The sequence below is a fragment of the Mesobacillus harenae genome (assembly GCF_013343715.1).
GTDB classification, from domain to species: Bacteria; Bacillota; Bacilli; order Bacillales; family Cytobacillaceae; genus Mesobacillus_A; species Mesobacillus_A harenae.
Map to the genome: position 1 here is coordinate 26764 of NZ_JABUNR010000012.1, position 21946 is coordinate 48709.

The following is a 21946-nucleotide window of genomic DNA, read 5'->3' on the forward strand; positions in this document are numbered from 1 at the left end:
TACTAAACGGTTAATGAGCTGGCAGTTGCTTTAATCACAATTGACCCATTTTCCATTACTGCTGAAAGTTCTTTTGTTTCAGGCTGATCAAGGATGAAGTCAGTTATTTTATCCTCAAGTTGATCCTGAATGCTTCTGCGAAGCGGACGAGCTCCAAAGGCTGGATGGTAACCTAGCTCTGCAAGCTTGGTTTTTACTTCATTATCCACTTTAAGTGTAATATCCTGGTCTTGCAGAGTTTCTGTTAAATCAGAAAGCATTAGATCTACGATTTGAAGTAGGTGAGTCTGTTCAAGAGAACTAAATTCTATAATGCTATCGAAACGGTTAAGGAACTCTGGTTTGAAAAAACTGCCCAGGGAATCTAGGATGCCAGTCTCTTTTACAGCCTCACTAGCTCCAAAGCCAACTTTAATTGTTTTATGACCTACACCTGCATTACTAGTCATTATAATAACCGTTTCCTTAAAACTAACTGTCCGGCCGTGGCTGTCAGTTAGGTGACCATCCTCGAGAATCTGCAGGAACATATGCTGAACATCTGGATGTGCTTTTTCAATCTCATCCAATAGAATAATACTATAAGGATTACGGCGCACTTTTTCGGTCAGCTGTCCTGCCTCCTCATGGCCGACATATCCCGGAGGTGAACCGATGATCTTGGAAACACTGTGCTTTTCCATATATTCGCTCATATCAAGACGGATTAAAGCATTCTTTGAACCAAATAATTCTTTCGCCAACACCTTTGTTAATTCTGTTTTACCCACACCCGTTGGACCAACAAACAAGAAAGAACCAATTGGACGATGCTTGGATTTTAATCCTGCCCGACTTCTGCGAATCGCCTTGGACACCTTTTGCACTGCTTCGTCCTGGCCAATCACCTGACTGGAAAGGTTTGTGGATAAAGCCTTCATCTTTGTATGCTCCGCTTGCTGAAGTTTACCGATAGGAATCCCCGTCTGTTTCTCGATAATCCCTTGGATATCTTGGATTTTAATAATTGGACGTTCCGCACTGGTATCATTAAGCAGTTCTTTCTCAAGCGCAGCTTCCTCATCCCGAAGCTTTGCAGCCGCTTCATATCTCTCGTTTTTCAAAGCGTCTTCTTTTTGGTTTGCGACTTCCTTTAAGCGGTTTTCTATAGTCTCTGTGTTTGTATAAGGTGAGCTAAGGTTTAACTTCGATCCTGCTTCATCCATTAAATCAATTGCTTTGTCAGGCAAGAAACGATCCTGGATGTACCGGTGCGATAATTGGACACACGCTGTAAGAGCCTCGTCTGTAAAAGTTACTTCATGATAGTCCTCATATTTTGCTTTGAGTCCTTTAAGGATTTGGAGAGCCTGCTCAACAGTTGGTTCAAGAACTTGAACGGGCTGGAAGCGCCTTTCCAATGCTTGATCCTTTTCGATCTGACGATATTCCTTAAGCGTAGTTGCTCCAATAAGCTGTAATTCTCCACGTGCTAAAGCGGGTTTTAAAATATTTCCAGCATCCATGGATCCTTCTGCAGAACCAGCCCCTACAAGGAGGTGAATTTCGTCAATAAATAGAATGATATTCTTTCTTGATTGAAGTTCAGATATCAGCTGCTTCATACGTTCCTCAAATTGACCGCGAATCCCGGTATTTGCTACCAGGGATGCAACATCAAGCAAGATAACTTCTTTATTTAACAGCTTGTTAGAGACTTCGCGATTTACAATTTTTAGTGCCAGCCCCTCAGCAATTGCTGTTTTCCCGACTCCCGGTTCCCCAATAAGGACGGGGTTATTTTTATTCCTGCGGTTTAGAATCTCTACGACACGAGTAATCTCGTCATCGCGTCCGATAACAGGATCAATAAGTCCTGCTTTGGCAATTTGGGTAAGGTTACGGCCAAATTGATCTATAAAACCACCACCCCTGTGTTGAGAGCTTGGAGTTGGGTCCTGTGCGGACTTGTCTGATTCACTACCAGGCTGATTTGCAAAGTTTTTAAATAGATCATCTAGTGAATGACCGCCAAATCCTGAAAATCCATTCATGGATGGGCCAGTCCCAGTTCCGAATTTTTTCCGTTCTTTCGTATAACAATCCTGGCAGAGCATTAAATGCTTTTCACTGCCATTAATATAAAGTTTAAGCTGGATATTGGCTTGATTATCTTGACATTGTTGACAAAGCATTAGTAACCACTCCTTTTATAATAAGTCTGTTTGACTTTGACTATATTTGACCTTATTATAATTTGACCTTATTTGACTTTCAAGTATTTACACCTGGTAATTCCTTCTAATAAGATTTCAAAAAAGCTCGTCTTACTTTCTGTACTGAATCATATATTGAAATATGAAGGAGGGATTAGGTGAAAACAAATTGGAGAGCTGCCTTCCAGATTGCTGCAGTGTACGTCGGGACCGTCGTGGGTGCTGGATTTGCTACAGGAAAGGAAATAGTCGAGTTTTTTTCGCGATTTGGCTTTTTCGGGCTAATTGGCATTCTGCTAGCTGGCTATCTATTTATTTACTTGGGATCTAAATTAATGAGAATGGCGGCGTCGATAAATGCCCGTTCATATCAAGAGTTAAATGAACATTTATTTGGTAAAACCTTTGGAAATGTAATTAACTTTTTACTGCTGTTTATGCTTCTTGGCGTATCTGGGGTCATGCTTTCCGGTGCGGGTGCTGTCTTTGAGGAACAGCTTGGTCTCGATAAAACGACAGGTGTGCTCTTTACTATCGGCCTTTCTATAATTGTAATGATCATTGGCATAAAAGGATTATTTATGGTCAATATCATTGTTGTCCCGATGATGATTTTGTTCAGCCTTATCTTATTCTATTATTCGGTACAGCTTCCTTATTTTATGGATCAACTTTTATATATTCCATATGCGGAAGATGGATGGAAGTCGGTTGTTGCCCCGTTTACATACACCGCATTTAATTTGGCACTTTCACAGGCCGTGCTTGTACCTGTCGCTTCAGAAATTAAGGATGATGCAGCCGTAAAATGGGGTGGGATTATAGGGGGAGTAGCCCTCACTATCATCTTACTGTCTAGTCATATGACTTTGATTATGCTCCCTGGACTAGAAAGCTATCAAATACCGATGGCCACAATTATGAAGGGTTTTTCCACTGGGATTTATGGGATCTTTGTGTTAGTTATTTATGGTGAAATATTTACTTCTATCATTGGCAATATCTTTGGATTGGAAAGGCAGCTTAATAAGTATTTGAAAATCCCCAGCCTCATGATTGTTTCGTTCATTTTTATATTCACTTACTTTATAAGTCTTATTGGCTACGGAACATTGTTATCGTATTTATATCCCCTTTTTGGATATATAAGCCTCGCATTTGTCATTCTACTATGGATGAAACCCTTACATGGACGTGCAAAAACCTAAAAAAGCAGAAAGCCCTGTTTAACTCTGGGCTTTCTGCTTTTAGTTCTGTTGTTAGGTCCACGATCCCCCATATACTTATCTAAGCGGAATGAACAAGAATAACAGTAAATCAAACACTATGTGGGAAATAATTACGAGCGGAATGCTCCTTTTCCAGGCATATAGTGAGCTCCATACCAAACCAGCGGCTAACGCAGCAAGAGGAAGTGCTAAATGTCCAGAATAAAAATGTACGGATGTATACATCAATGTTGAAACAATAATACTTGTCCAGGCATTTGTATGTTTTAAAAGGCGTTTCTGAATAAATCCACGCCAAAAGATTTCTTCACCCGGGGCAATAATTAAAATTAAAATTACATATTGCCAAAGCATACTAGGGGCATATTCTCGATACAGCGTATCGATCTGATCCTGCATGGGGAGGTTCAACAAGTCAATAACAGAACTTCCTGCCCAAAAAACACCAAATAATGCTGCCCCCGAAAGAGTACCGTAAAAGAGATAGGTACCTGTGGGTAGTTTATCATCCATTTCTTCATGAAGAATAGCATAACTTATTAAAACGAGCATTGTGCCAGTAAATATATACCAAAAGACAGCTTTATCTTCATAGGAAAAAAATAATAATAAGTGTGCGATCAAAAATCCGATTATAAAACGGTGATCGGGAATCCATTTTTTCATTTTTCTCTAGACCCCTTCCTTGAAACAACCCTTATTGTACCAAATTTCCAAGCTAAAAAGTAAGGTAAAGTTTTCTTTTCAGTAAACACAAAGAAAGTCTCTAGAACACAAAAAAGCAGCTTTTGCTGGCTGCTGCCTCTAAGATCATTAAATTAACAACTAAAGCATTCGCTAAAACTTTGTTTGTGGGAAGTATACTCCGCTTTTCTTGTCCAGCTCCGCCTCCTAGAAACTCAGTAAACTTCAGGTCCTCCGACAGAAGCAAAGAACGCTTCTTAGTCGGACCTTCCGACGGACAGGACGTCCTAGTGCCGACGTTGCCGCAGGACGCGGCGTTTTAGTCGGCCAGTTTACTCGTTTCTGGACAGTCGGCTCCGCTTTTCTATTAATATACTGTTTCTTTGATTATTTTGTAGTTTTTGTGGTTAATGACAGTTCGTTGATCAAGCTCTAGGTCTCGATAATTATCCATATAAGTAAGGTCTACAATAACTGAGTTTTCGTTTACCTTTTCAACTACACCCCGTAAACCCTCTCTAAATTCAATCACATTTCCTACATCTGCTTTTTTCAAATAGTCTCTCTCCCAACCTGCCATTATTTTCAATAATATTTTACTAACAGTTTGCCTTACTTTGATTTGTTCGTAAAGGCATTTGTAATAGATTCGAAGTTTGTTCACTTTTGCAGAGTTGTTGAATTGATTAGACATTCTAAATATTTCTTCTATTATACACTAGTCAGTCAAATATTTGAATATTCTATAAGTTATTTACCTTTAATTTGTGAAATACTTTTGGATAGAGATATTATTGATTATAATTACCGTGAACACTATAGATTGGAGGCTAACATGACACAGGAAGAGATTGAAAAATTATTTGAACGTTTAAAGAATGGAGAACTTAAAGAAGTATATGTATCCAAAGAAGAGTTTCTGCCGGTTAGAGAAGTGCTGGTCAACCGAGAGGATTTTAAAAACTTTAGGGGAATTGCCCAGCATGGTGGAGCAGTAATCTATCAGTATGTGGAAGTTGCCAGAAGTTAGCACGTAATTTTTTAATATATGGTCTAATACGTCCATTGAATTTATTATTGAGAATACCCTTCGTAACTAATTAATCAGTGATCAGCGCACTTTAATTAAACTAAACAGGTCACATGATTAGATTTTTTTAATCAAAGGGTCCTACATAGTCCATAAAAGGAGGGAGTCATTTGGGAAAATTTGAAAATTATTGTGTCATTGTAACTGGAGGAGCTAATGGAATAGGAAAGAGTATTGTTAAAGCCTTTGCCTTGGAAGAAGCTAAGGTAGTCATTGCTGATGTGGATGAAAATAACGGCAGGGCACTTGAACAGGAGCTGTCAGAACAGGGCTTTAAAGTATTGTTTATTAAAACAGATGTATCAAGTGAACAGAGCATTAAGGAAATGATTTTAAAAACGGAAAAATCTTTTGAACAAATTAATATTTTAATTAATAATGCTGGGATATCCAGCTTCCACCCATTTTTCGAAATGAGTATCAAACAATGGGACCAAGTAATAAATACTAATTTACGAAGTGTGTTCTTATGTTCTCAGGAAGCAGCAAGGTATATGAGAAAGACGGGGGGCAGTATAATCAATATCGCCTCAACGAGAGCAACAATGTCAGAATCTGATACTGAGGCTTACTCAGCTTCCAAAGGCGGTATCGTTGCTATTACTCATGCACTGGCTAGAACGTTAAGCTCTTATCATATTAGGGTGAACTCGATTAGTCCCGGCTGGATTCAGACAGAAGGATATGATGAACTAAGAGAAGGGGACCATAAACAGCACCTTACTGGAAGAGTAGGAGGGCCGGAGGATATTTCAAGATGTTGTTTGTTTTTAGCTAATCCAGAAAACGATTTTATTACGGGGCAAGATTTTGTAATAGATGGCGGAATGACCAAGAAAATGATATATAAACCTTAAGTTAGATTCTCTCAGGTTCAAAGATTACTCATTTTGTACCAATTGATTCGTGGGGAAATTTAACTATTTATACACAATCATCAATATTAACATAAATTTTTTTGCGAAAAAGCAAAAGTAACAGCAGAAAACCTTCCAACTATTTGGAAGGTTTTTTCATAATTATTTACTAACTTTCCAACTGGTCTTTGGCATCTTCTGCTGAGATAGATGGAATAACATCTACAACACTTTGCTGATCATGTGCGACTGCAACAAAGCCGTCTTTAACCTGAATGATTTGTCCTTTGTTACCATCTTCTAGGGGGACGGTTTCAAGGATTTCAGCCTCGCCCTGTTCCTCCCATGCTCTGATTTCTGAGTTGTATTGGTCGTAACTCATTCCCTCAACTCGATCAGCCAGCCAATCCATCGTAACGTCAACTTCTTCTGACTCTTGGTATGCGTCTCCGTTATCAGGTTCCACATTTTCGTTCGTATTAACACCTTCATTTGATCCGCAGGCTGCTAGTAGGATCGATACAAATATAAGATAAAGATATTTTTTCATTAAGATTACTCCTTTCGGTCAATTTAAGTCTATATCTTTTCATTACCCGGTTATTAGTGAATCAATCAAATTTGTGAAAAAGGTTTGTTGGGAATTCTTAGTGTGGTAAAGGATGAGGGTAAACCTAATTAGCTGGGTAAAGTGTGGAGGAATTCAAATGTACGAGCTTAGAAATATAAAGTATAAAGATATTTTAACGATTGATCATTTACAGCTTGAAGAAGGAAAAGTGTCTTGTATTACTGGTAAAAGCGGCACAGGTAAATCTTCATTATTGAAGCTTTTGAACTCCATCTATGTCCCGGACTCTGGTGAAATAACTTATTACGGTAGCCCGTTGAGTGAGATTGATCCAATAAAGCTGAGGCGCGAAGCTGTGATGTTAGCTCAAGCACCATTAATTTTCCCCGGAACGATTGAGGAAAATCTTCAAGCCGGACTTAAGTTTGCAGAAAAGGAATTGGCATCTGCCCAGGAGCTTCACCAAGTTATTGAAAGAATGGAGCTTTCTAAGGATCTAGGTGAAAATGCAGAGGAATTATCTGGCGGAGAAAAGCAGCGGATTGCCCTTGCAAGAGTTCTGCTTATGAGGGCAAGGGTTTATTTGCTGGATGAACCCACATCAGGATTGGATGAAAATACTGAAATCAAAGTATTAAGATCGTTTATTGACGAATCCAGAAAAAATAAGAGTACTGTCCTGATGATAACCCATTCAATTGCCGCTGCCGAAACCTTTGCAGACAGGGAGATTTCACTAGACACCTAAGCCGAAAAGGTCTACTTAGAAGGGAGAGTCATGAATGGAGGAACAAGGAATAATAAATATTGAAACATGGCGGCTTATTTCAGCCTACATCTTTGTTCTCATTTTATTTTTTATCGTTAAAGCTAGGGGCATCAATAGGGAACGCCAAATTATAATTGCTACTTTTAGAATGACCATTCAATTAATTTTAGCAGGGTATGTCCTAACTCTCTTGTTTGCTCATTCTCATCCAGTTTTAACAATTGTAGTTCTTATAATTATGGCTGCGTTTTCCATTCATACCATATTCCGTCAAGCTGGCCAGCCACTGTCCTCACATGTTAAGAAAGCAATTATAGTTTCTATGTCAGTTGGATCGTTTGTTTGTTTGTTTTATTTTAATTTTGTCATAATTCATTTCACTCCATGGTATGAACCAAGGTATTTTATTCCGATTGCCGGGATGATTATTGGGAATTCGATGACAGGAATAACACTTGCTGTTAAAACCTTGCTTGACTCCCTTAGAAGTAACCGTGACCAGATAGAGGGTGCACTGATGCTTGGGGCAACCCCTAAATCAGCTATTAAGCCCTATGTTGACAACGCCTTTGATTCGGCAATTTTACCTACTTTAAACAATATGCTTGGCATGGGAATTGTCTTTTTGCCAGGTATGATGACTGGTCAAATCCTTTCAGGTGTGAGTCCGCTTTTAGCTATTGAATATCAAATTGTAGTCCTTCTTGGGATACTGGGAAGTGTCTCACTGGCAGTTATTTTATTCTTGCTGCTGGCTGTACGAGCGCTTTTTACAACCAAAGCACAATTAAGAGAGGATTTTTAAGTGCTTGATTCATTCTAAAACCCCATTAACCTGAATATACTTTCGGCACACAAGTTAATGGAGGGATAGCTATGAATAAGACGGATGAACGGAAAATCTACGAGCTGGCTGAGGAAATCCTGCTTTTGCTGCTAAAGGACCAAAATAGTTTTAACCAAGATAAAATGCGGTCGTCCATTGAGTTCCTGGCAAGAGCTGTTCAGGATTTGACGACTGAACGGGATGGAGATCGGGAAACCTTGTTAAAGGGAACCAAAACAAAGGTTAAGATTGCTGGAAACTGCCTGTCTTATAAGAAAGATACAAAGTCTGGAAAATGAAAACGCTTTAGATAAAAAAAGTGTGAACAAACGGTTAAACAAAGCATTTTTCGTTGTTTGTTTTGAACCAAAGTGCTATTCTTTTTTTTGGGATGTTACACTTCTGACTGGGTGCCATACATACAATACCTACAGGGAATGATTGGAAATAGCATTGTGGTGTGAATTAATAGACCAAATGGGTAAAATACAAGATAATGAAGTTTATTCGTTATGGGCAAAGTTCCATTCACTGATTTGGTTTAAATGTGGGACAGGCACCACGCAGGGCCATCTTAAATTAATATAGAAAAAGGAGTTTGATCTACATGGTAGAAAAGCAATTTAAAGTAACAGCTGAAACAGGAATTCATGCTCGTCCGGCTACTTTGTTAGTCCAGGCAGCCAGTAAGTTCAATTCAGATGTTCATTTAGAATATAAAGAGAAAAAAGTAAACTTAAAGTCAATAATGGGTGTTATGTCTCTTGGTGTTGGACAGGGTGCTGAGATCAAAATCAGTGCTGAGGGCAGCGATGAAAAAGATGCACTAAATACTCTTGAAGAAACATTAAAAAGAGAAGGCTTAGCAGAATAATGAGCAAACTTATAGGCATAGCTGCATCAAGTGGGATTGCTATTGCAAAAGCGTATCGGTTAGTGGAGCCTGATCTTACTGTTGAAAAAAAGGAAATTGAAGACTCTGCAGCAGAGGTATTAAGATTTCAGGATGCTCTTAATAAAGCAAAGGCTGAACTTGAGAAGATACGGGATCGTGCAGGCAAGGAACTTGGACAGGATAAGGCAGCTATCTTTGAAGCACATCTTCTTGTTTTAAGCGACCCAGAGTTGATTGCACCCATTGAAGATAAAGTTAAAACTGAAAAAGTGAATGCAGAATACGCATTGAAAGAAACTTCTGATATGTTTGTCAGCATGTTTGAACAAATGGATAATGAGTATATGCAGGAGCGTGCAGCGGATATTAGAGATGTCACTAAACGTGTTATTTCCCACTTATTGGGAGTTCAAATTCCCAATCCTAGCATGGTAACTGAGGAAGTAATTGTTGTGGCCGAAGATCTAACACCTTCTGATACCGCTCAATTAAACCGGACATATGTTAAAGGGTTTACCACAGATATCGGAGGCCGTACATCTCATTCTGCGATTATGGCTCGGTCGATGGAAATTCCAGCAGTTGTTGGGACAAAGGCAGCGACAAGCGAGATTTCAAATGGTGATCTGGTTATTGTAGATGGATTGACTGGAGAAGTTCATATTAATCCTTCTGCCGAGCTTGTTGAAAAGTATCAGAAGATTTCATCTGACTTTGAGGCTCAAAAAGCAGAGTGGGCAAAGCTTGTAAATGAACCAACTGTTTCAGCTGATGGCCATCATGTGGAACTTGCAGCCAACATCGGGACACCTAAAGATTTAAAAGGTGTTAAAGAGAATGGCGGCGAAGGTATTGGTTTATATCGTACAGAATTTCTTTATATGGACAGGGACCAGCTCCCGACTGAAGAAGAGCAGTTCACTGCATATAAAGCTATCCTTGAAGGAATGGAAGGAAAGCCAGTTGTCGTAAGAACACTGGATATTGGCGGGGATAAGGAACTGCCTTATCTAAATCTTCCCAAAGAAATGAACCCTTTCCTAGGGTTTCGCGCTATCCGCCTTTGTCTTGAAGAGCAGGACATCTTTAGGACTCAATTGCGTGCTTTGCTAAGAGCAAGCATACATGGTAACTTAAAGATAATGTTTCCAATGATTGCAACATTAGTTGAATTCAGAGAGGCTAAAGCAATTCTTGAAGAAGAAAAACAATTATTAATAAATGAAGGTATCGCTGTATCGAAAGATATCGAACTTGGCATTATGGTTGAGATTCCTTCGACTGCAGTAATGGCGGAGCAGTTTGCAAAAGAGGTCGACTTCTTCAGCATCGGTACAAACGATTTAATTCAATACACTATGGCTGCGGACAGGATGAACGAAAGAGTCTCCTATCTTTACCAGCCATATAGCCCGGCTATTTTACGTTTAGTTAAGATGGTCATTGAAGCCGCCCACAAAGAAGGCAAATGGGCAGGTATGTGTGGTGAAATGGCTGGAGATGAAACAGCGATCCCCATTTTGCTAGGCTTAGGTCTTGATGAGTTTTCAATGAGCGCTACATCTATTCTAAAGGCTCGATCCCTAATTCGGCATCTAAACAAAGCAGAGATGGGGCAACTGGCTGAAAGTGTACTCAGCTTGAGTACAACTGAAGAAGTAATTGAAGCTGTAAACTCTGCAATCAAACTGTAATAATAACGTAATGAAAATTTGTTTATTATTTTTTGATATGGGGTATAAGACGAGTAGCACTTTAGTATAGCTAAGGTTAGCTAATCATTCTCATTTTCCCCCATTTTAGCCGGCTGTTCATTCAGCCGGCTTCTTTTTGTCATGCACCCTTCATAGCAAGCGGGTCTCTTCCTATGTCCCCATTTTTTCAAAACGGTTTTTAAACGGGTTTTTCCATTCCATTAAAAGACCATAGTTATGAGATTCTTCATCTTCTAAATAGTTTGAAACAGGAACAACAGGTGTCCTGCCACAGCGTAGTAAAAATGTGATGACTGGGTCCTTAAGTTCGCCTGTTAATAGTTTATCCACATACTCGCTAATGTTGATCTTTTTGCTATGCAGGTGATACCCGGGCAGTCTGCCTCCACCCAGCAGCCTATCAAGATTGAGATGAGTGACTGTTTCGTACATTGACTGCATTAACCACTTTCCAAGTCCGAGCTTACGATATCTTGGGCTTATACATATATCAACAATATATAATGTATTGCCCTTTGGATTGTGATTGCGAATATAGCCATTATCTGTTGCTTCTGACCAAGAGTGATCTGGCTCATCCGGGTTAAAGTTAATAATAAGCCCAGTGATCGAACCACAAAGTATACCATCAACCTCTACACAAAGTGCTCCTTCTTGAAATAGCGTGACATGGTTTGTTAACTGTTCCGGTTTCCACCATAGGTCTGAGGGAAATGGCGGAGGGAAAGCCTCTTTCTGAATGGAAATTAGATCATCAAAATCCTCTTTTGTATAGTTTCTTATTAAGCATTTTAATGGTTTGTTTTCAGCAAAAACATAAAACTCTTTATTAAACATTAGTATACTCCTTTCCTCGCCTTTCCATTGATTGTAAAAGGTTAATAAAGATAGGTCAATAATGCTAGTACTTGTCAATTTAATTAAAAAGCTTGGTGTGCGGCGAAGTATGCGAAAATTTTGTATAATACATATGAAAGTTAAGAAGGGGGAGCGAATAGATGGATTTTAATTTAAAAGGAAAAACGGCGATTATCGCAGCTTCAAGCCAGGGCTTAGGCCGAGCAATTGCAGAAGAGCTTTTAAAGGAAGGCGCAAATGTAATAATTTCTGGGAGAGATGAAGAAAAGCTAAAACAGCTTTACAAAGAGATTGAGGTATTGGGTGAAGGCCATCTTGCTTATCAAAAAGCAGATATAACCAAACTTGAAGATATTAGTAGCCTTGTGGAAACAGCAGTCAATCGGTTCGGCAGAATTGATATTTTAGTCAATAACGCTGGTGGTCCTCCTGCAGGTTCTTTTGAAACGATAACCGATGAGGAATGGCAGTCAGCTTTTGAACTTAATCTACTGTCATATATACGCCTTATCAGGGCAGCTCTTCCTTATTTAAAAGAAAAGGGAGGAAAAATTATTAATATTGCTTCTTCCTCTATAAAAGAACCCATCCCAGGATTAATTTTATCCAATACATTCAGAACAGGAATTGTCGGACTGACAAAAACGTTGGCTCAAGAGTTTGCTTCCGATCAAATTTTAGTTAACACAGTTGCTCCAGGCAGAATAGCTACCGACAGGGTAAAGCATCTTGATGAAGTTAACGCTGGAAAGCAAGGGATTTCAAGAGAAGAGATGGAGAACAGGGTGAAAGAAACCATTCCATTAAAACGCTATGGTGATCCAGAAGAGTTTGCAAAAGTTGTTGCTTTCCTGGTTTCCGATGCCAATACATATATGACTGGCAGCTCGTTTGTAGTAGACGGCGGAATGGTAAAGTCTATTTAATTTCAAGGTTGATAGGCTGCAGACAGTTAGAAGGGTAAACCTGGGCTATAACAGTCCAGGGTTCCTTTTATTCTCTATAGATACTTTTAAGGAGTTGATGAAATGCTAAGTAGGGATAATACGGTTATTGGTTTTATCGGGACAGGAGTCATGGGCAAAAGCATGGCCAGCCATCTAGTGAATGCTGGATATTCTGTTATTATCTACACAAGAACAAAAGAAAAGGCTGAGGAGCTTATTAGCATGGGTGCTGAGTGGGCTGACTCACCTAAAATTTTGGCACAGAGGGCTAATGTAATTTTAACTATGGTTGGTTATCCTTCAGATGTTGAGGAAGTCTACCTTGGAGATAATGGGCTTATTGCAAATGTGAGGTCTGGTTCTTTCCTGATTGACATGACTACCTCAGAACCAGCTCTTGCTGAAAAAATCTATGCTGCAGCCAAGGATAAAGGAATACATGCCATCGATGCCCCGGTCTCCGGCGGTGATATTGGGGCAAAAGAGGCTCGGCTGGCTATTATGGCAGGAGGAGATTATGAATCTTATCAGGAAGTTAAACCTCTGTTAGATAAACTCGGTACAAATATTGTTTACCAGGGGAAAGCAGGCTCAGGGCAGCATACAAAAATGTGCAATCAAATAGCCATAGCTTCTAATATGATTGGTGTATGTGAAGCTATTATATATGCAGAAAAGGCGGGGTTAAATCCCGAGGATGTTTTAAAAAGCATCTCATCCGGAGCGGCCGGAAGCTGGTCCTTGTCAAATCTTGCTCCTAGAATGATTTCGGGAGACTTTAAACCTGGATTTTACATAAAACATTTTATTAAAGATATAGATATCGCCTTAAAAGAGGCCGAAAGATTGGATATGGAAACGCCAGGATTATCACTTGCGAGGGAGCTATATTCAAAGCTAGCAGATAACCAGGAACAAAACAGCGGTACACAAGCCCTCTATAAGTATTGGAAAGTAAAGTAGACAAACAATAAAGCAGCCGTCCCAAGGGATAAGGCTGCTTTACTGTTTATAAGAGAACTTTTAATTGTATACCGTTCTAGCATCTTGACCTAGTTACAGAACGACTTCATCTATCAGGAATTTTTCGAGTCTGTTAAGTCCTTCTTCAAGGGTTTCCATACTATATGCGTAAGAAAGACGAATATATCCTTCTCCCAGCTGAGAAAAGGCACTGCCTGGAACGACAGCCAATTTAGCTTTATCGACAAGTGCCAAGGAAAAGTCAACGGAAGATACATTATGAGCGGGAATTTTAATAAAGAAATAAAATGCTCCGTCTGGCATAACCACTTCTAAGCCCATCTTTTTCAGCCGGTCATAAACATAATCTCTTCTTTTATGGTATTCAGCTCTCATTGGTTCGGCATCATTCACTCCTGCAGTTAAAGCTTCTAGTGCAGCCATTTGTGAAATAGATGAGGCGCAGCTGACATTATACTGATGCACTTTGAGAATATGCTTAACTAGATATTCTGGAGCAAACAGCATACCAATACGCCACCCAGTCATTGAGTGAGATTTTGAAAGGCCGTTTATAATAATCGTTTTCTCTCTTAAATAGGCTCCGATTGATACATGTGGTTTTTCATAAACTAGTTCACTGTAAATTTCGTCTGCCAGGATAAATATTTCTTTTGTTTCAGCTAGCTTTGCAATCTTTTCTAGCTCGTGTTTATCAAGGCTAACCCCAGTGGGATTAGATGGATAAGGCAGGACAATACAGCGAGTTTTCTCAGTTAATAAAGGCTCAATCAGTTCGGCTGTAAACTTGAATTGATTTTCTGTTATATCAGCATGAACAGGGACAGCTCCACATAAAGAAATTAATGGCTCGTACCCTGGGTAGACCGGCCCTGGCAGAATGACCTCACACCCAGGTTCAAGAATCGTCCGAAAGGCAATGTCAATTGCCTGGCTAGCTCCAGTTGTGATAATAATTTCAGTACCCGGATCGTAAGACAGGCTATATTTCTCTTGGTAAAATCTTGCTGCTGCTTTGCGCAGCTCTAATGTTCCAGCATTACTTGTGTATGTAGTGAGATTGTTATCGATAGCTAGTTTGGCAGCATCCTTAACATGTTGAGGGGTGGTGAAATCTGGCTGTCCAATCGTTAGAGATACCATATTCTTTGTGCCTTCTACCATATTAAAAAATTTTCTGATTCCGGAAATCTCAATACTCCGGACATTTTGGTTAATTAAATGTTCCACATCATTCATCCTTCCTGTACCTTAAATCTATTTTAACATGACCGCAGTGAATTCAAATAGCGTCTTTCTACAGGCTTTTCTTTGTGAATTTCAAAATAAAAAAGCCCGCAATTGGGCCTTTTATTTTAAGCAGTATAGCTGTTTTTTAGAAAAAACTTTCACCCAGTTTTTTGAATACTGGCTTCTGATAGGTACGCGAACTATTCCTTGGAGTGCCATCGTCCTCCTTAATTCCTGTGTAGGCAATCAAAACTTTTTTTGCCTGTCCTAGTGATAACCTGGATTTAGGGTTACGGACTGAACTGTCGAGCTTTCCTAAATGGGGGAGTGACTCAAAATCTTTCTTTGTAGGAGGTATATGGAAGGAGTAGTTTCCGCAAACCACCAGGACATCCGATTGTTGCTGGCTGCGTTTTGGATTTTGAGAAAAGTGCATCCCTATTTTTTTTGCTTTGCCCTCTTTAAGCAATTTAGTTAGAGCTTCTTGCTTAAGCCTATACAAGTATTTGGGATTTGGTGCAGTTTTTGCATGGCGGTTAACAATGAAGATAGCCTGAGCGAGGTTTTCTATCGTTAGCTGGGGCTGATCGGCCGTATTGTTGTCACTATTCAAAATTAAAGCTCCTTTCTTTATAAGGGATACAAAGTTATTATACCCCTTTTAAAGAAGGATGAAAATAAAACATAGGAATTATTACATCTGGACTGAATTCCTTTCGAGTTTAGAGGTCGAAGACAGGGCTTTTACGATAAAGATTATCATATACAATCCCAGAAGAGTTGTCGCAATGCCGGCGCCCATCATTACTATTGAGATTCCCATCCATTTTGCCAGCAATGCTCCTGCAGCAGGTGCTATGAGCATGGAAAACGTCTGCAAAGCCATAGCCGTAGAGGAGACGCGCGCCATCATATGCTTTGGAGTTTGTGCTTGTAATACATATCCATAGGGTATGCTTTGTGCTGAGCCAAGAATACCAATAATAAAGCCTCCAGCGAGCCAACCGGACCGAGGAAGATTAAAGATGCCTAAACAGCCGAGGCCGAGAGATAGAATCAACATGCCGCCAAAAACCGAGGCGGCAGACATAAGATGAACAGGCTTACTTTTCCACTCTGTCCATTTGCCTAGCAATAAAGCGCCAGCAACACTTCCAAAACCTACGGAGCTAATCAGCAAACCGAAATCTTCTTTTCCAAAACCCAGCTCCTGAGCAATAAATACGAGTAGACCATCGTAAAGGAAAATAATAAAAAAGGCGGCAGAGGAAAGTAAAATGGCAACCTTTAATAATTTTACAGAAAGAATATGCTGAAACCCCTCCCGTAAGTCACCCCAATAAGAAGTGTGTTTCATTGTCTTCTCAGCAGTTATTGTTTCTTCGAGCTTAGGAAGAGTCAAAAGGATAAGGACAGCCAGCAAAAAACCGGCCGCTTCAAAAATTAGCGGACTTCTTACTCCGAATCCGGCAATTAAGCCACCTCCAAGGGCGGGACCTATAATTTTCGTTAGATTAACTGAAAGCTGGCTTAGCGTAACCGCTTCAGGGAGCTGATCCTCTGGAACTGTCAATCTTATTGAACTTTGTCTAGCTGGATCGTACAATGCAGCAACTGTTGCTTTTAAAAACACAAATAAAAGCAAGATATAAAGGTTTGGTGCAGCAAATATTCCAGCAACAAAGACGATACGCAAAACTAAACAAGCAATCATGGTTTGTTTTTTGGGGAGTCTGTCGACGAACACACTTGCAAGCGGGCCAACTATAACCCAAGGAAGGGCAAGAGCAATTATAACTGCTGCTACAGCTGTTTCCCCAAGCCCCCATTGATAGGCAACTATTACTTGTATCGTGACAAAGTCTAGCCAGTTACCAAGATCAGAGAATACTTGTGCACTAAATAATGAGCGGTAGGATTTATTTTGAAGTGGTTTAAACATACCTGTTTTCATGTTTAGTTACTCCTTATCCAGAGTTTTAAAAGCCCTTTCCCTGCGTTTTAACAGTTCTTCCTCTAACCCAAAAGGATCCTGGCCGTCAGGCATATCTTGGTTGTTGATCGCTTCCAGGGACTCATCAATCCACTTTAACTCTGCCTCCAGCTTTAATTCTGCGTAGCGGATCCCGAGCATTCCTACACTGTTAATATAAGATTTCTGATTATGACGCCATTCTTTTATATATTTCAATAAATCTCCAGATTCGTTTTTTCTGGATTCTAGGTGTAATGCGAGCAGATCTAGATCCATTTCACTGTGCCAGGATGCCAGCTTCATAAATAATTCATCTTTGATTATCGGGGGGGAAGGAGTCATTCCAAGCCATTTGTCCAATTCGCCCCAACCCTTTTTTGTTAACTCATATAGCTTTTTCTTTCTTCCATCGGTGTCTGCTTCTATAGTCACAATAAAACCATCAGCTTCAAGCTTTTTCAGTTTAGGATAAAGACTACCATAGCTCATCCCCCAGAACAGCCCCGCAGCCTTATGTTCAAACTCAGACTTTATATCGTACCCAGAACTTGGCCGAAAACTTATAACCGCTAGAATAGAATGTTCTATTGACATAAAAACCCTCCATATATCAACTTGATATATCAATATGATACATTTAAAAATGGAATATTTCAACATTTTTTAATAAACAGTTTTATTTTTTCATTTTAAAAAGGGTTTAAACGCTTCAGATGTTCGTAAACTCGAAGAATTTTAATTTTGTCTACTGTTTTTTATTTTAAAATTAAGATCGAATAACCAGTGATTGTTACGCTTCTCACGCTGAGTTTCCACCCTCGGTTCCAAACACCTTTATTACGCTTAATCAATAAATAATGACCTAAAAGTGGCCAACTATGATGACCAAGAATCAATTTAATAAGCGTGATCATTTAGAAATGATGGCTATAGATCAATTAGTTGTACACGACCACTTAGTACGTAAGCTTGAGTCAGCCATGGATTGTTCATTCATCTATTGTGTTTACAAATCTTTATTCTGAGGTAGCTTGTCCAGTTATTGATCCAGACGTTTTATTTAGGAATGTAATCATCCAATACATAGTAGGCATTCACTCAATGGGTCAACCATAAAAGAGAGGAAATCAGCATTTTCCACCTTTCCAACATCAAAGGCAGCGAGGAAAAGCTTCTCGCTGCCTTTTGTCGACAATCTGCATTAAGGTTGAATGAAGACCTTAGTACCGTTAGGAATCAATCCAGCCAGTTCAAGGACATCTTTGTTAAACATCCGGATGCACCCCTTAGAAACAGACTTACCAATAGACGAGGGATCGTTAGTCCCATGAATTCCGTAACCCGCCTTTGAAAGGGAAAGCCACATTACTCCGAAGGGCCCGCCAGGATTAGGTTCTCGGTTAACAATAACGAACTCTCCAACAGGAGTTTGACTGAGCATTTTTCCAATGGCAACTGGATAGCTTTTTGCCGTTTGACCATTTCTAAGGAGGGTGAGCCGTTTACTGTTAAGACTAACCCGAACTGTATAAGGGATTGAATTGGGGTCAGGAAGCCCAGGGATATTTATCGGCTGTCCAGGATATAGCAGATTAGGATTTGTAACTCCGCTGTTCGCCTGTAAAATTTCTCTTATCGATCTTCGGTAGTTAACGCTGATGATTCCAAGAGTTTCACCAGGCTTTACTCTATGGATCATACTTATCAGCCTTTCTTTTCTTTTATGATCAGCATATGCCACGAAAAAGTTCTGTGATAATGGTTTTGGTGTATTGAAATTGTATTGTTAAATTTCAATATTTAACAAGGAGGCAGAGCTGCAGAGGTCAAATCTGGTCGGATAGAAGTAAAACTCTCCCACACTAGTCCAGAAAACGAGTGTGAACGAGCGATACTCAGAACAACTCTCGATGTCAAATAATTTTTTTTAGGTACAAAGTCATGAAAAGAAAAGCGATATAAAAATTTCATCGATATTTGTTGTATTTTGCATGTAATATAGAGTTATAAATAACAAGTTCTTGTCCGTATTTCTCGCTTAGCAGGGCAAGTTTTAAGGATGAATCTAATGGCCGATATTACGCATGTTTTTACTGATATAGATAACGACTTTCTTGATAATACCATTTTAAATATTATCTTTAACCATGTTAAAGATATGGTTTTTATAATGAAGGTTGAAGAAGGCCCACGGTTCCAATATGAATTTGCAAATGAAACAGGCTTATCCCATGCGGGAATGACAAAGGCTTGTTTCAAAAAAACCATCAATGAAGTCTTACCGAAGGATCGAGCTGTTCCTCTTCAAGCTGAATATGAACGTGTTCTAATAGTTAAAGACACAGTTACTTTTTTTGATGAAATAACATTGAGTGAAGAAAAGACAGTATATACTGAGACAATTTTAACTCCTGTTAAGGATGACAAAGGTTCTATAAACTATATAGTTGCTGTAACGAGAGATGTTACGGAAAAGTTATTGGAAAAGAAGCAGCTGATCGAAAGTGAGCAGCGCTATCGCTCACTTGTTGAAAATAGCCTAGATGCCGTCTTTTCGATTGACTTGGAAGGTATGATACTTGAAGTTAACCCTGCGGCTGTAGGGTTTTCAGGACATACAGCCAAGCAGTTATCGGGAAAAAAAATCTCTAGCTTTGTCTCAAAAAAAGATCAGCATACATTCAAAATGCTGATAGCTCATACACAAGCAGGTTTTGCTCTAGAATCCTTAGATTGCCGGTTTTTACATCGCTTAGGACATCATTTAACCGTACATATAAAAACAGTTCCCATTGTTATTCACGCTGAAATAAAGGGAATTTATGTCATCATTAGAGATATGTCTGAACACGCCAAGAGTGCTGAAACAATTAAATATATGGCGTTTCATGATCAGCTTACAGGCTTGTTGAACAGAAGGGCATTGCTTGATGATCTAGATGAATTAATAGCGGGAGCTAAAACGGGCAGGGAATTCGCACTATTGTCGATCGACCTTGATAGATTTAAATACCTAAATGATACATTTGGGCACTTGGTTGGCGATCGAATCTTAAAGAAAGTAGCCGAAAGGTTAATTGAAAATCAATGTTCAGATTGCCGGGTCTACCGCCAGGGCGGGGATGAGTTTATAATTTTACTTAAACGTTCAGGACGAAAGTTTGCAGGTGCATTCGCTCAAAAAATATTATCATCGTTTGCTGAATCCTTTTATTTATATGCCCAGGAATACTATATTTCTCCTAGTATCGGAATCAGTATTTTCCCTAATGATGGAAAGGATCCAGATACACTGCTAAGAAATTCGGATGAAGCCTTGTTTCGGGTTAAAGAAAAAGGAAAAGCTCATTTTCAGTTTTATCGCTCTGATATGAACCCGTCTTTTATCAATGTTATATCTCTTGAAACCCAGTTGCGAAAAGCCATTGAGAGGAATGAATTAAAGCTGTTTTATCAGCCTCAGGTTCAATTATTTACAAATAAAATAAATAGTTTTGAAGCATTACTTCGATGGGACAGCCCAGAGCTGGGACTGATTAACCCGGCTGACTTTATTCCTTTAGCCGAAGATACAGGCTTGATTACCCCAATCGGAAAATGGGTGATTGATCAGGCCTGCCGGCAAATAAAAGCTTGGAACGAGATGTCTGAACAGTCAATCCGCGTTGCTGTCAATATTTCTCCTCAGCAATTTCCACAGAGTCTAGTCGGATTTATAGGAGAAACCCTTGAGAAATACGGTGTGCCGTGGGGAACACTGGAAATTGAGATAAGAGAGGGGGCAATGCAAGATACCAAGGAAACTATTCCGATCCTCAAGAAATTAAAGGAATTAGGAGTAACCATTTCAGTAGATGATTTTGGAACGGGTTATTCGTCTCTTCACTATATAAAACAGTTTCCGATTGATGTATTAAAAATTGATCGGGCCTTTGTACAGGATGTACTTATCAACGAAAAGGATTCAGCTATTATTACAACGATTATTCACCTGGGAAATAGTCTCGGTTTAGAGGTTGTAGCTGAGGGGGTAGAGAACAAGGACCAGGCGGCATTTTTGTTGAAGGCAAGCTGCGGGAAAGCACAGGGATTTTATTTTGCTCGCCCATTACCAGCAAAGGAAGCAGAGAAAGTATTTATTCGAAGACAATAAAAGGCAGCCAGCCGGCTGCCTTTTTACTTTGTGTAGTTAATTTATCTTTCCTCTATTGTTCTTCAGACCTTAACGTAAAGACGGTTAGTTCAGGCCGTGAAAGAAACCGAAAGGGTAAACGAGTTGTACCCAAACCTCTGTTAACATAAGCCGTTAAAGGTGATTCAGTGCCTAACGTATAAAAACCTTCATAATATTTTTCTGCGTATGGAGGTTTAACGAGCGGTCCAATGAAAGGAAGCTGAATTTGGCCTCCATGGCTGTGTCCGCTGAGTTGCAATTGCACATCAAATCCTGAAGCAGCATCAGCTATATCAGGAGCATGGGCTAATAAAATCGTGTATGAATTGTCAGGTACCATTGCTTTTGCTTCCTGAATGTCAGGTGTCCCCAGCATGGCATCATCTACTCCGATCACCCAGATCTTACTCCCGTCCAAAAGCGTGATTGGTTCCCCATTATTCATCAGCAAGGTGAAGCCAGAACGCTCCATCATATCGCGATATATATCTGAACCATACCCGCCATGATCATGATTTCCGTAAATCGAAAACCTTCCTAAAGGAGCTTGTAAACGGCTCAGTTCTTTAACTGCACCATCGATATTTTGGTATTCATTAGGTTTGTCCATTAGGTCACCTGTAAAAAAAATAATATCAGGATTCAATTTATTAATACGGCCCACTAATTCCGACAGTTCATTCAAATCGTATTGGAAGCCAAGATGGGTATCACTAAACTGAATGATTTTAACACCATCAAAACTAGATGGGATTCGGATATGCCGGATTTCATGTTGAGTTATATCCAGCATGTGAGGTTCAATATTCCGAGCATAAAAGTATCCACCCGACGCAGCAGCCCCTGCACCGATTAGTCCGCCAAATATTCTTTTTAAAAACGATCTCCTCGTCATTTCTTCGGACATAATCATCGACCAGCCTAACTTTAAATTTCACATTTTATAT

22 protein-coding genes and 1 pseudogene are annotated in these 21946 nt (G+C 39.5%); 12 read left to right on the plus strand and 11 right to left on the minus strand.

What is annotated here, in order from left to right:
• Positions 1-2 precede the first annotated feature (2 nt).
• A complete protein-coding gene (locus HRJ06_RS14795) occupies positions 3-2174 on the minus strand; it encodes an ATP-dependent Clp protease ATP-binding subunit (RefSeq protein WP_174733724.1) in 2172 nt (723 codons plus the stop codon).
• A gap of 179 nt (positions 2175-2353) precedes the next feature.
• Here HRJ06_RS14795 and HRJ06_RS14800 point away from each other — a divergent pair, with 179 nt between their 5' ends.
• Positions 2354-3403: a hypothetical protein gene (locus tag HRJ06_RS14800; protein ID WP_174733725.1), complete on the plus strand. Its 1050-nt coding sequence runs from the start codon at positions 2354-2356 to the stop codon at positions 3401-3403.
• Positions 3404-3478: 75 nt separating this feature from the next.
• Here HRJ06_RS14800 and HRJ06_RS14805 read toward each other — a convergent pair whose 3' ends face one another.
• Positions 3479-4090 (minus strand): CPBP family intramembrane glutamic endopeptidase, encoded by a 612-nt coding sequence (locus tag HRJ06_RS14805; RefSeq protein WP_174733726.1) that lies wholly within the window; start codon positions 4088-4090, stop codon positions 3479-3481.
• Between the two features lie 385 nt (positions 4091-4475).
• On the minus strand, positions 4476-4664 hold the full coding sequence (locus tag HRJ06_RS14810; protein WP_174733924.1) for a YkvS family protein: 189 nt from the start codon (positions 4662-4664) through the stop codon (positions 4476-4478).
• Positions 4665-4943: 279 nt separating this feature from the next.
• Between HRJ06_RS14810 and HRJ06_RS14815 the strand changes: the two genes are divergently transcribed.
• Together HRJ06_RS14815 and HRJ06_RS14820 are read left to right on the plus strand one after the other, a co-directional pair.
• Positions 4944-5138, plus strand: coding sequence for a hypothetical protein (locus HRJ06_RS14815; protein ID WP_174733727.1), 195 nt, complete (start codon positions 4944-4946; stop codon positions 5136-5138).
• Positions 5139-5308: 170 nt separating this feature from the next.
• Positions 5309-6055 carry an SDR family NAD(P)-dependent oxidoreductase gene (locus tag HRJ06_RS14820; RefSeq protein WP_174733728.1) on the plus strand — a complete coding sequence of 249 codons (747 nt, stop codon included), beginning with the start codon at positions 5309-5311 and terminating at the stop codon, positions 6053-6055.
• A 169-nt stretch (positions 6056-6224) separates the two neighbouring features.
• Here HRJ06_RS14820 and HRJ06_RS14825 read toward each other — a convergent pair whose 3' ends face one another.
• Positions 6225-6605 (minus strand): putative periplasmic lipoprotein, encoded by a 381-nt coding sequence (locus HRJ06_RS14825; RefSeq protein ID WP_174733729.1) that lies wholly within the window; start codon positions 6603-6605, stop codon positions 6225-6227.
• A 157-nt stretch (positions 6606-6762) separates the two neighbouring features.
• Between HRJ06_RS14825 and HRJ06_RS14830 the strand changes: the two genes are divergently transcribed.
• The 5 genes from HRJ06_RS14830 (at position 6763) to ptsP (ending at position 10810) form a co-directional block, all read left to right on the plus strand.
• The gene (locus HRJ06_RS14830) at positions 6763-7374 is read left to right on the plus strand and encodes an ABC transporter ATP-binding protein (RefSeq protein ID WP_174733730.1); all 612 of its coding nucleotides are present in this window, start codon (positions 6763-6765) and stop codon (positions 7372-7374) included.
• A 34-nt stretch (positions 7375-7408) separates the two neighbouring features.
• Entirely contained in the window at positions 7409-8200 is a 792-nt protein-coding gene (locus HRJ06_RS14835; protein ID WP_174733731.1) for an ABC transporter permease, read from the plus strand.
• 71 nt (positions 8201-8271) lie between these two features.
• Positions 8272-8520 carry a hypothetical protein gene (locus HRJ06_RS14840; RefSeq protein ID WP_174733732.1) on the plus strand — a complete coding sequence of 83 codons (249 nt, stop codon included), beginning with the start codon at positions 8272-8274 and terminating at the stop codon, positions 8518-8520.
• A 308-nt stretch (positions 8521-8828) separates the two neighbouring features.
• Positions 8829-9095: a phosphocarrier protein HPr gene (locus tag HRJ06_RS14845; protein ID WP_174733733.1), complete on the plus strand. Its 267-nt coding sequence runs from the start codon at positions 8829-8831 to the stop codon at positions 9093-9095.
• The gene (ptsP, locus tag HRJ06_RS14850; protein WP_174733734.1) at positions 9095-10810 is read left to right on the plus strand and encodes a phosphoenolpyruvate--protein phosphotransferase; all 1716 of its coding nucleotides are present in this window, start codon (positions 9095-9097) and stop codon (positions 10808-10810) included. The genes HRJ06_RS14845 and ptsP overlap by 1 nt, the downstream gene beginning before the upstream one ends.
• Before the next feature lie 171 nt (positions 10811-10981).
• Here the strand turns inward: ptsP and HRJ06_RS14855 are convergent, their stop codons facing one another.
• The gene (locus HRJ06_RS14855) at positions 10982-11668 is read right to left on the minus strand and encodes a GNAT family N-acetyltransferase (protein WP_174733735.1); all 687 of its coding nucleotides are present in this window, start codon (positions 11666-11668) and stop codon (positions 10982-10984) included.
• Between the two features lie 161 nt (positions 11669-11829).
• Here HRJ06_RS14855 and HRJ06_RS14860 point away from each other — a divergent pair, with 161 nt between their 5' ends.
• Together HRJ06_RS14860 and HRJ06_RS14865 are read left to right on the plus strand one after the other, a co-directional pair.
• Positions 11830-12615: an SDR family oxidoreductase gene (locus tag HRJ06_RS14860; RefSeq protein ID WP_174733736.1), complete on the plus strand. Its 786-nt coding sequence runs from the start codon at positions 11830-11832 to the stop codon at positions 12613-12615.
• Between the two features lie 102 nt (positions 12616-12717).
• Positions 12718-13599 (plus strand): NAD(P)-dependent oxidoreductase, encoded by an 882-nt coding sequence (locus tag HRJ06_RS14865; RefSeq protein WP_174733737.1) that lies wholly within the window; start codon positions 12718-12720, stop codon positions 13597-13599.
• A 93-nt stretch (positions 13600-13692) separates the two neighbouring features.
• On the opposite strand, the gene HRJ06_RS14870 is transcribed toward HRJ06_RS14865, so the two are convergent.
• The 4 genes from HRJ06_RS14870 to HRJ06_RS14885 all read right to left on the minus strand — a co-directional run bounded on the left by HRJ06_RS14870 (position 13693) and on the right by HRJ06_RS14885 (position 17419).
• The gene (locus HRJ06_RS14870) at positions 13693-14850 is read right to left on the minus strand and encodes an aminotransferase A (RefSeq protein ID WP_174733738.1); all 1158 of its coding nucleotides are present in this window, start codon (positions 14848-14850) and stop codon (positions 13693-13695) included.
• A 145-nt stretch (positions 14851-14995) separates the two neighbouring features.
• Complete coding sequence (locus HRJ06_RS14875; RefSeq protein WP_174733739.1) at positions 14996-15463, minus strand: YkyB family protein; 468 nt, start codon at positions 15461-15463, stop codon at positions 14996-14998.
• An 81-nt stretch (positions 15464-15544) separates the two neighbouring features.
• Positions 15545-16804, minus strand: a complete 1260-nt coding sequence (locus HRJ06_RS14880; RefSeq protein ID WP_174733740.1) for an MFS transporter — start codon at positions 16802-16804, stop codon at positions 15545-15547.
• A 6-nt stretch (positions 16805-16810) separates the two neighbouring features.
• Positions 16811-17419, minus strand: a complete 609-nt coding sequence (locus HRJ06_RS14885) for a PadR family transcriptional regulator (protein ID WP_174733741.1) — start codon at positions 17417-17419, stop codon at positions 16811-16813.
• A 284-nt stretch (positions 17420-17703) separates the two neighbouring features.
• Between HRJ06_RS14885 and HRJ06_RS23315 the strand changes: the two are divergent.
• Positions 17704-17935: pseudogene (locus HRJ06_RS23315) on the plus strand (transposase); the annotation flags it as partial.
• A 91-nt stretch (positions 17936-18026) separates the two neighbouring features.
• Here the strand turns inward: HRJ06_RS23315 and HRJ06_RS14890 are convergent.
• Positions 18027-18524: a L,D-transpeptidase family protein gene (locus HRJ06_RS14890; RefSeq protein WP_174733742.1), complete on the minus strand. Its 498-nt coding sequence runs from the start codon at positions 18522-18524 to the stop codon at positions 18027-18029.
• A gap of 369 nt (positions 18525-18893) precedes the next feature.
• Here HRJ06_RS14890 and HRJ06_RS14895 point away from each other — a divergent pair, with 369 nt between their 5' ends.
• A complete protein-coding gene (locus HRJ06_RS14895) occupies positions 18894-20978 on the plus strand; it encodes a sensor domain-containing protein (RefSeq protein ID WP_174733743.1) in 2085 nt (694 codons plus the stop codon).
• 52 nt (positions 20979-21030) lie between these two features.
• On the opposite strand, the gene HRJ06_RS14900 is transcribed toward HRJ06_RS14895, so the two are convergent.
• A complete protein-coding gene (locus HRJ06_RS14900; protein ID WP_174733744.1) occupies positions 21031-21906 on the minus strand; it encodes a metallophosphoesterase in 876 nt (291 codons plus the stop codon).
• Positions 21907-21946: the final 40 nt, after the last annotated feature.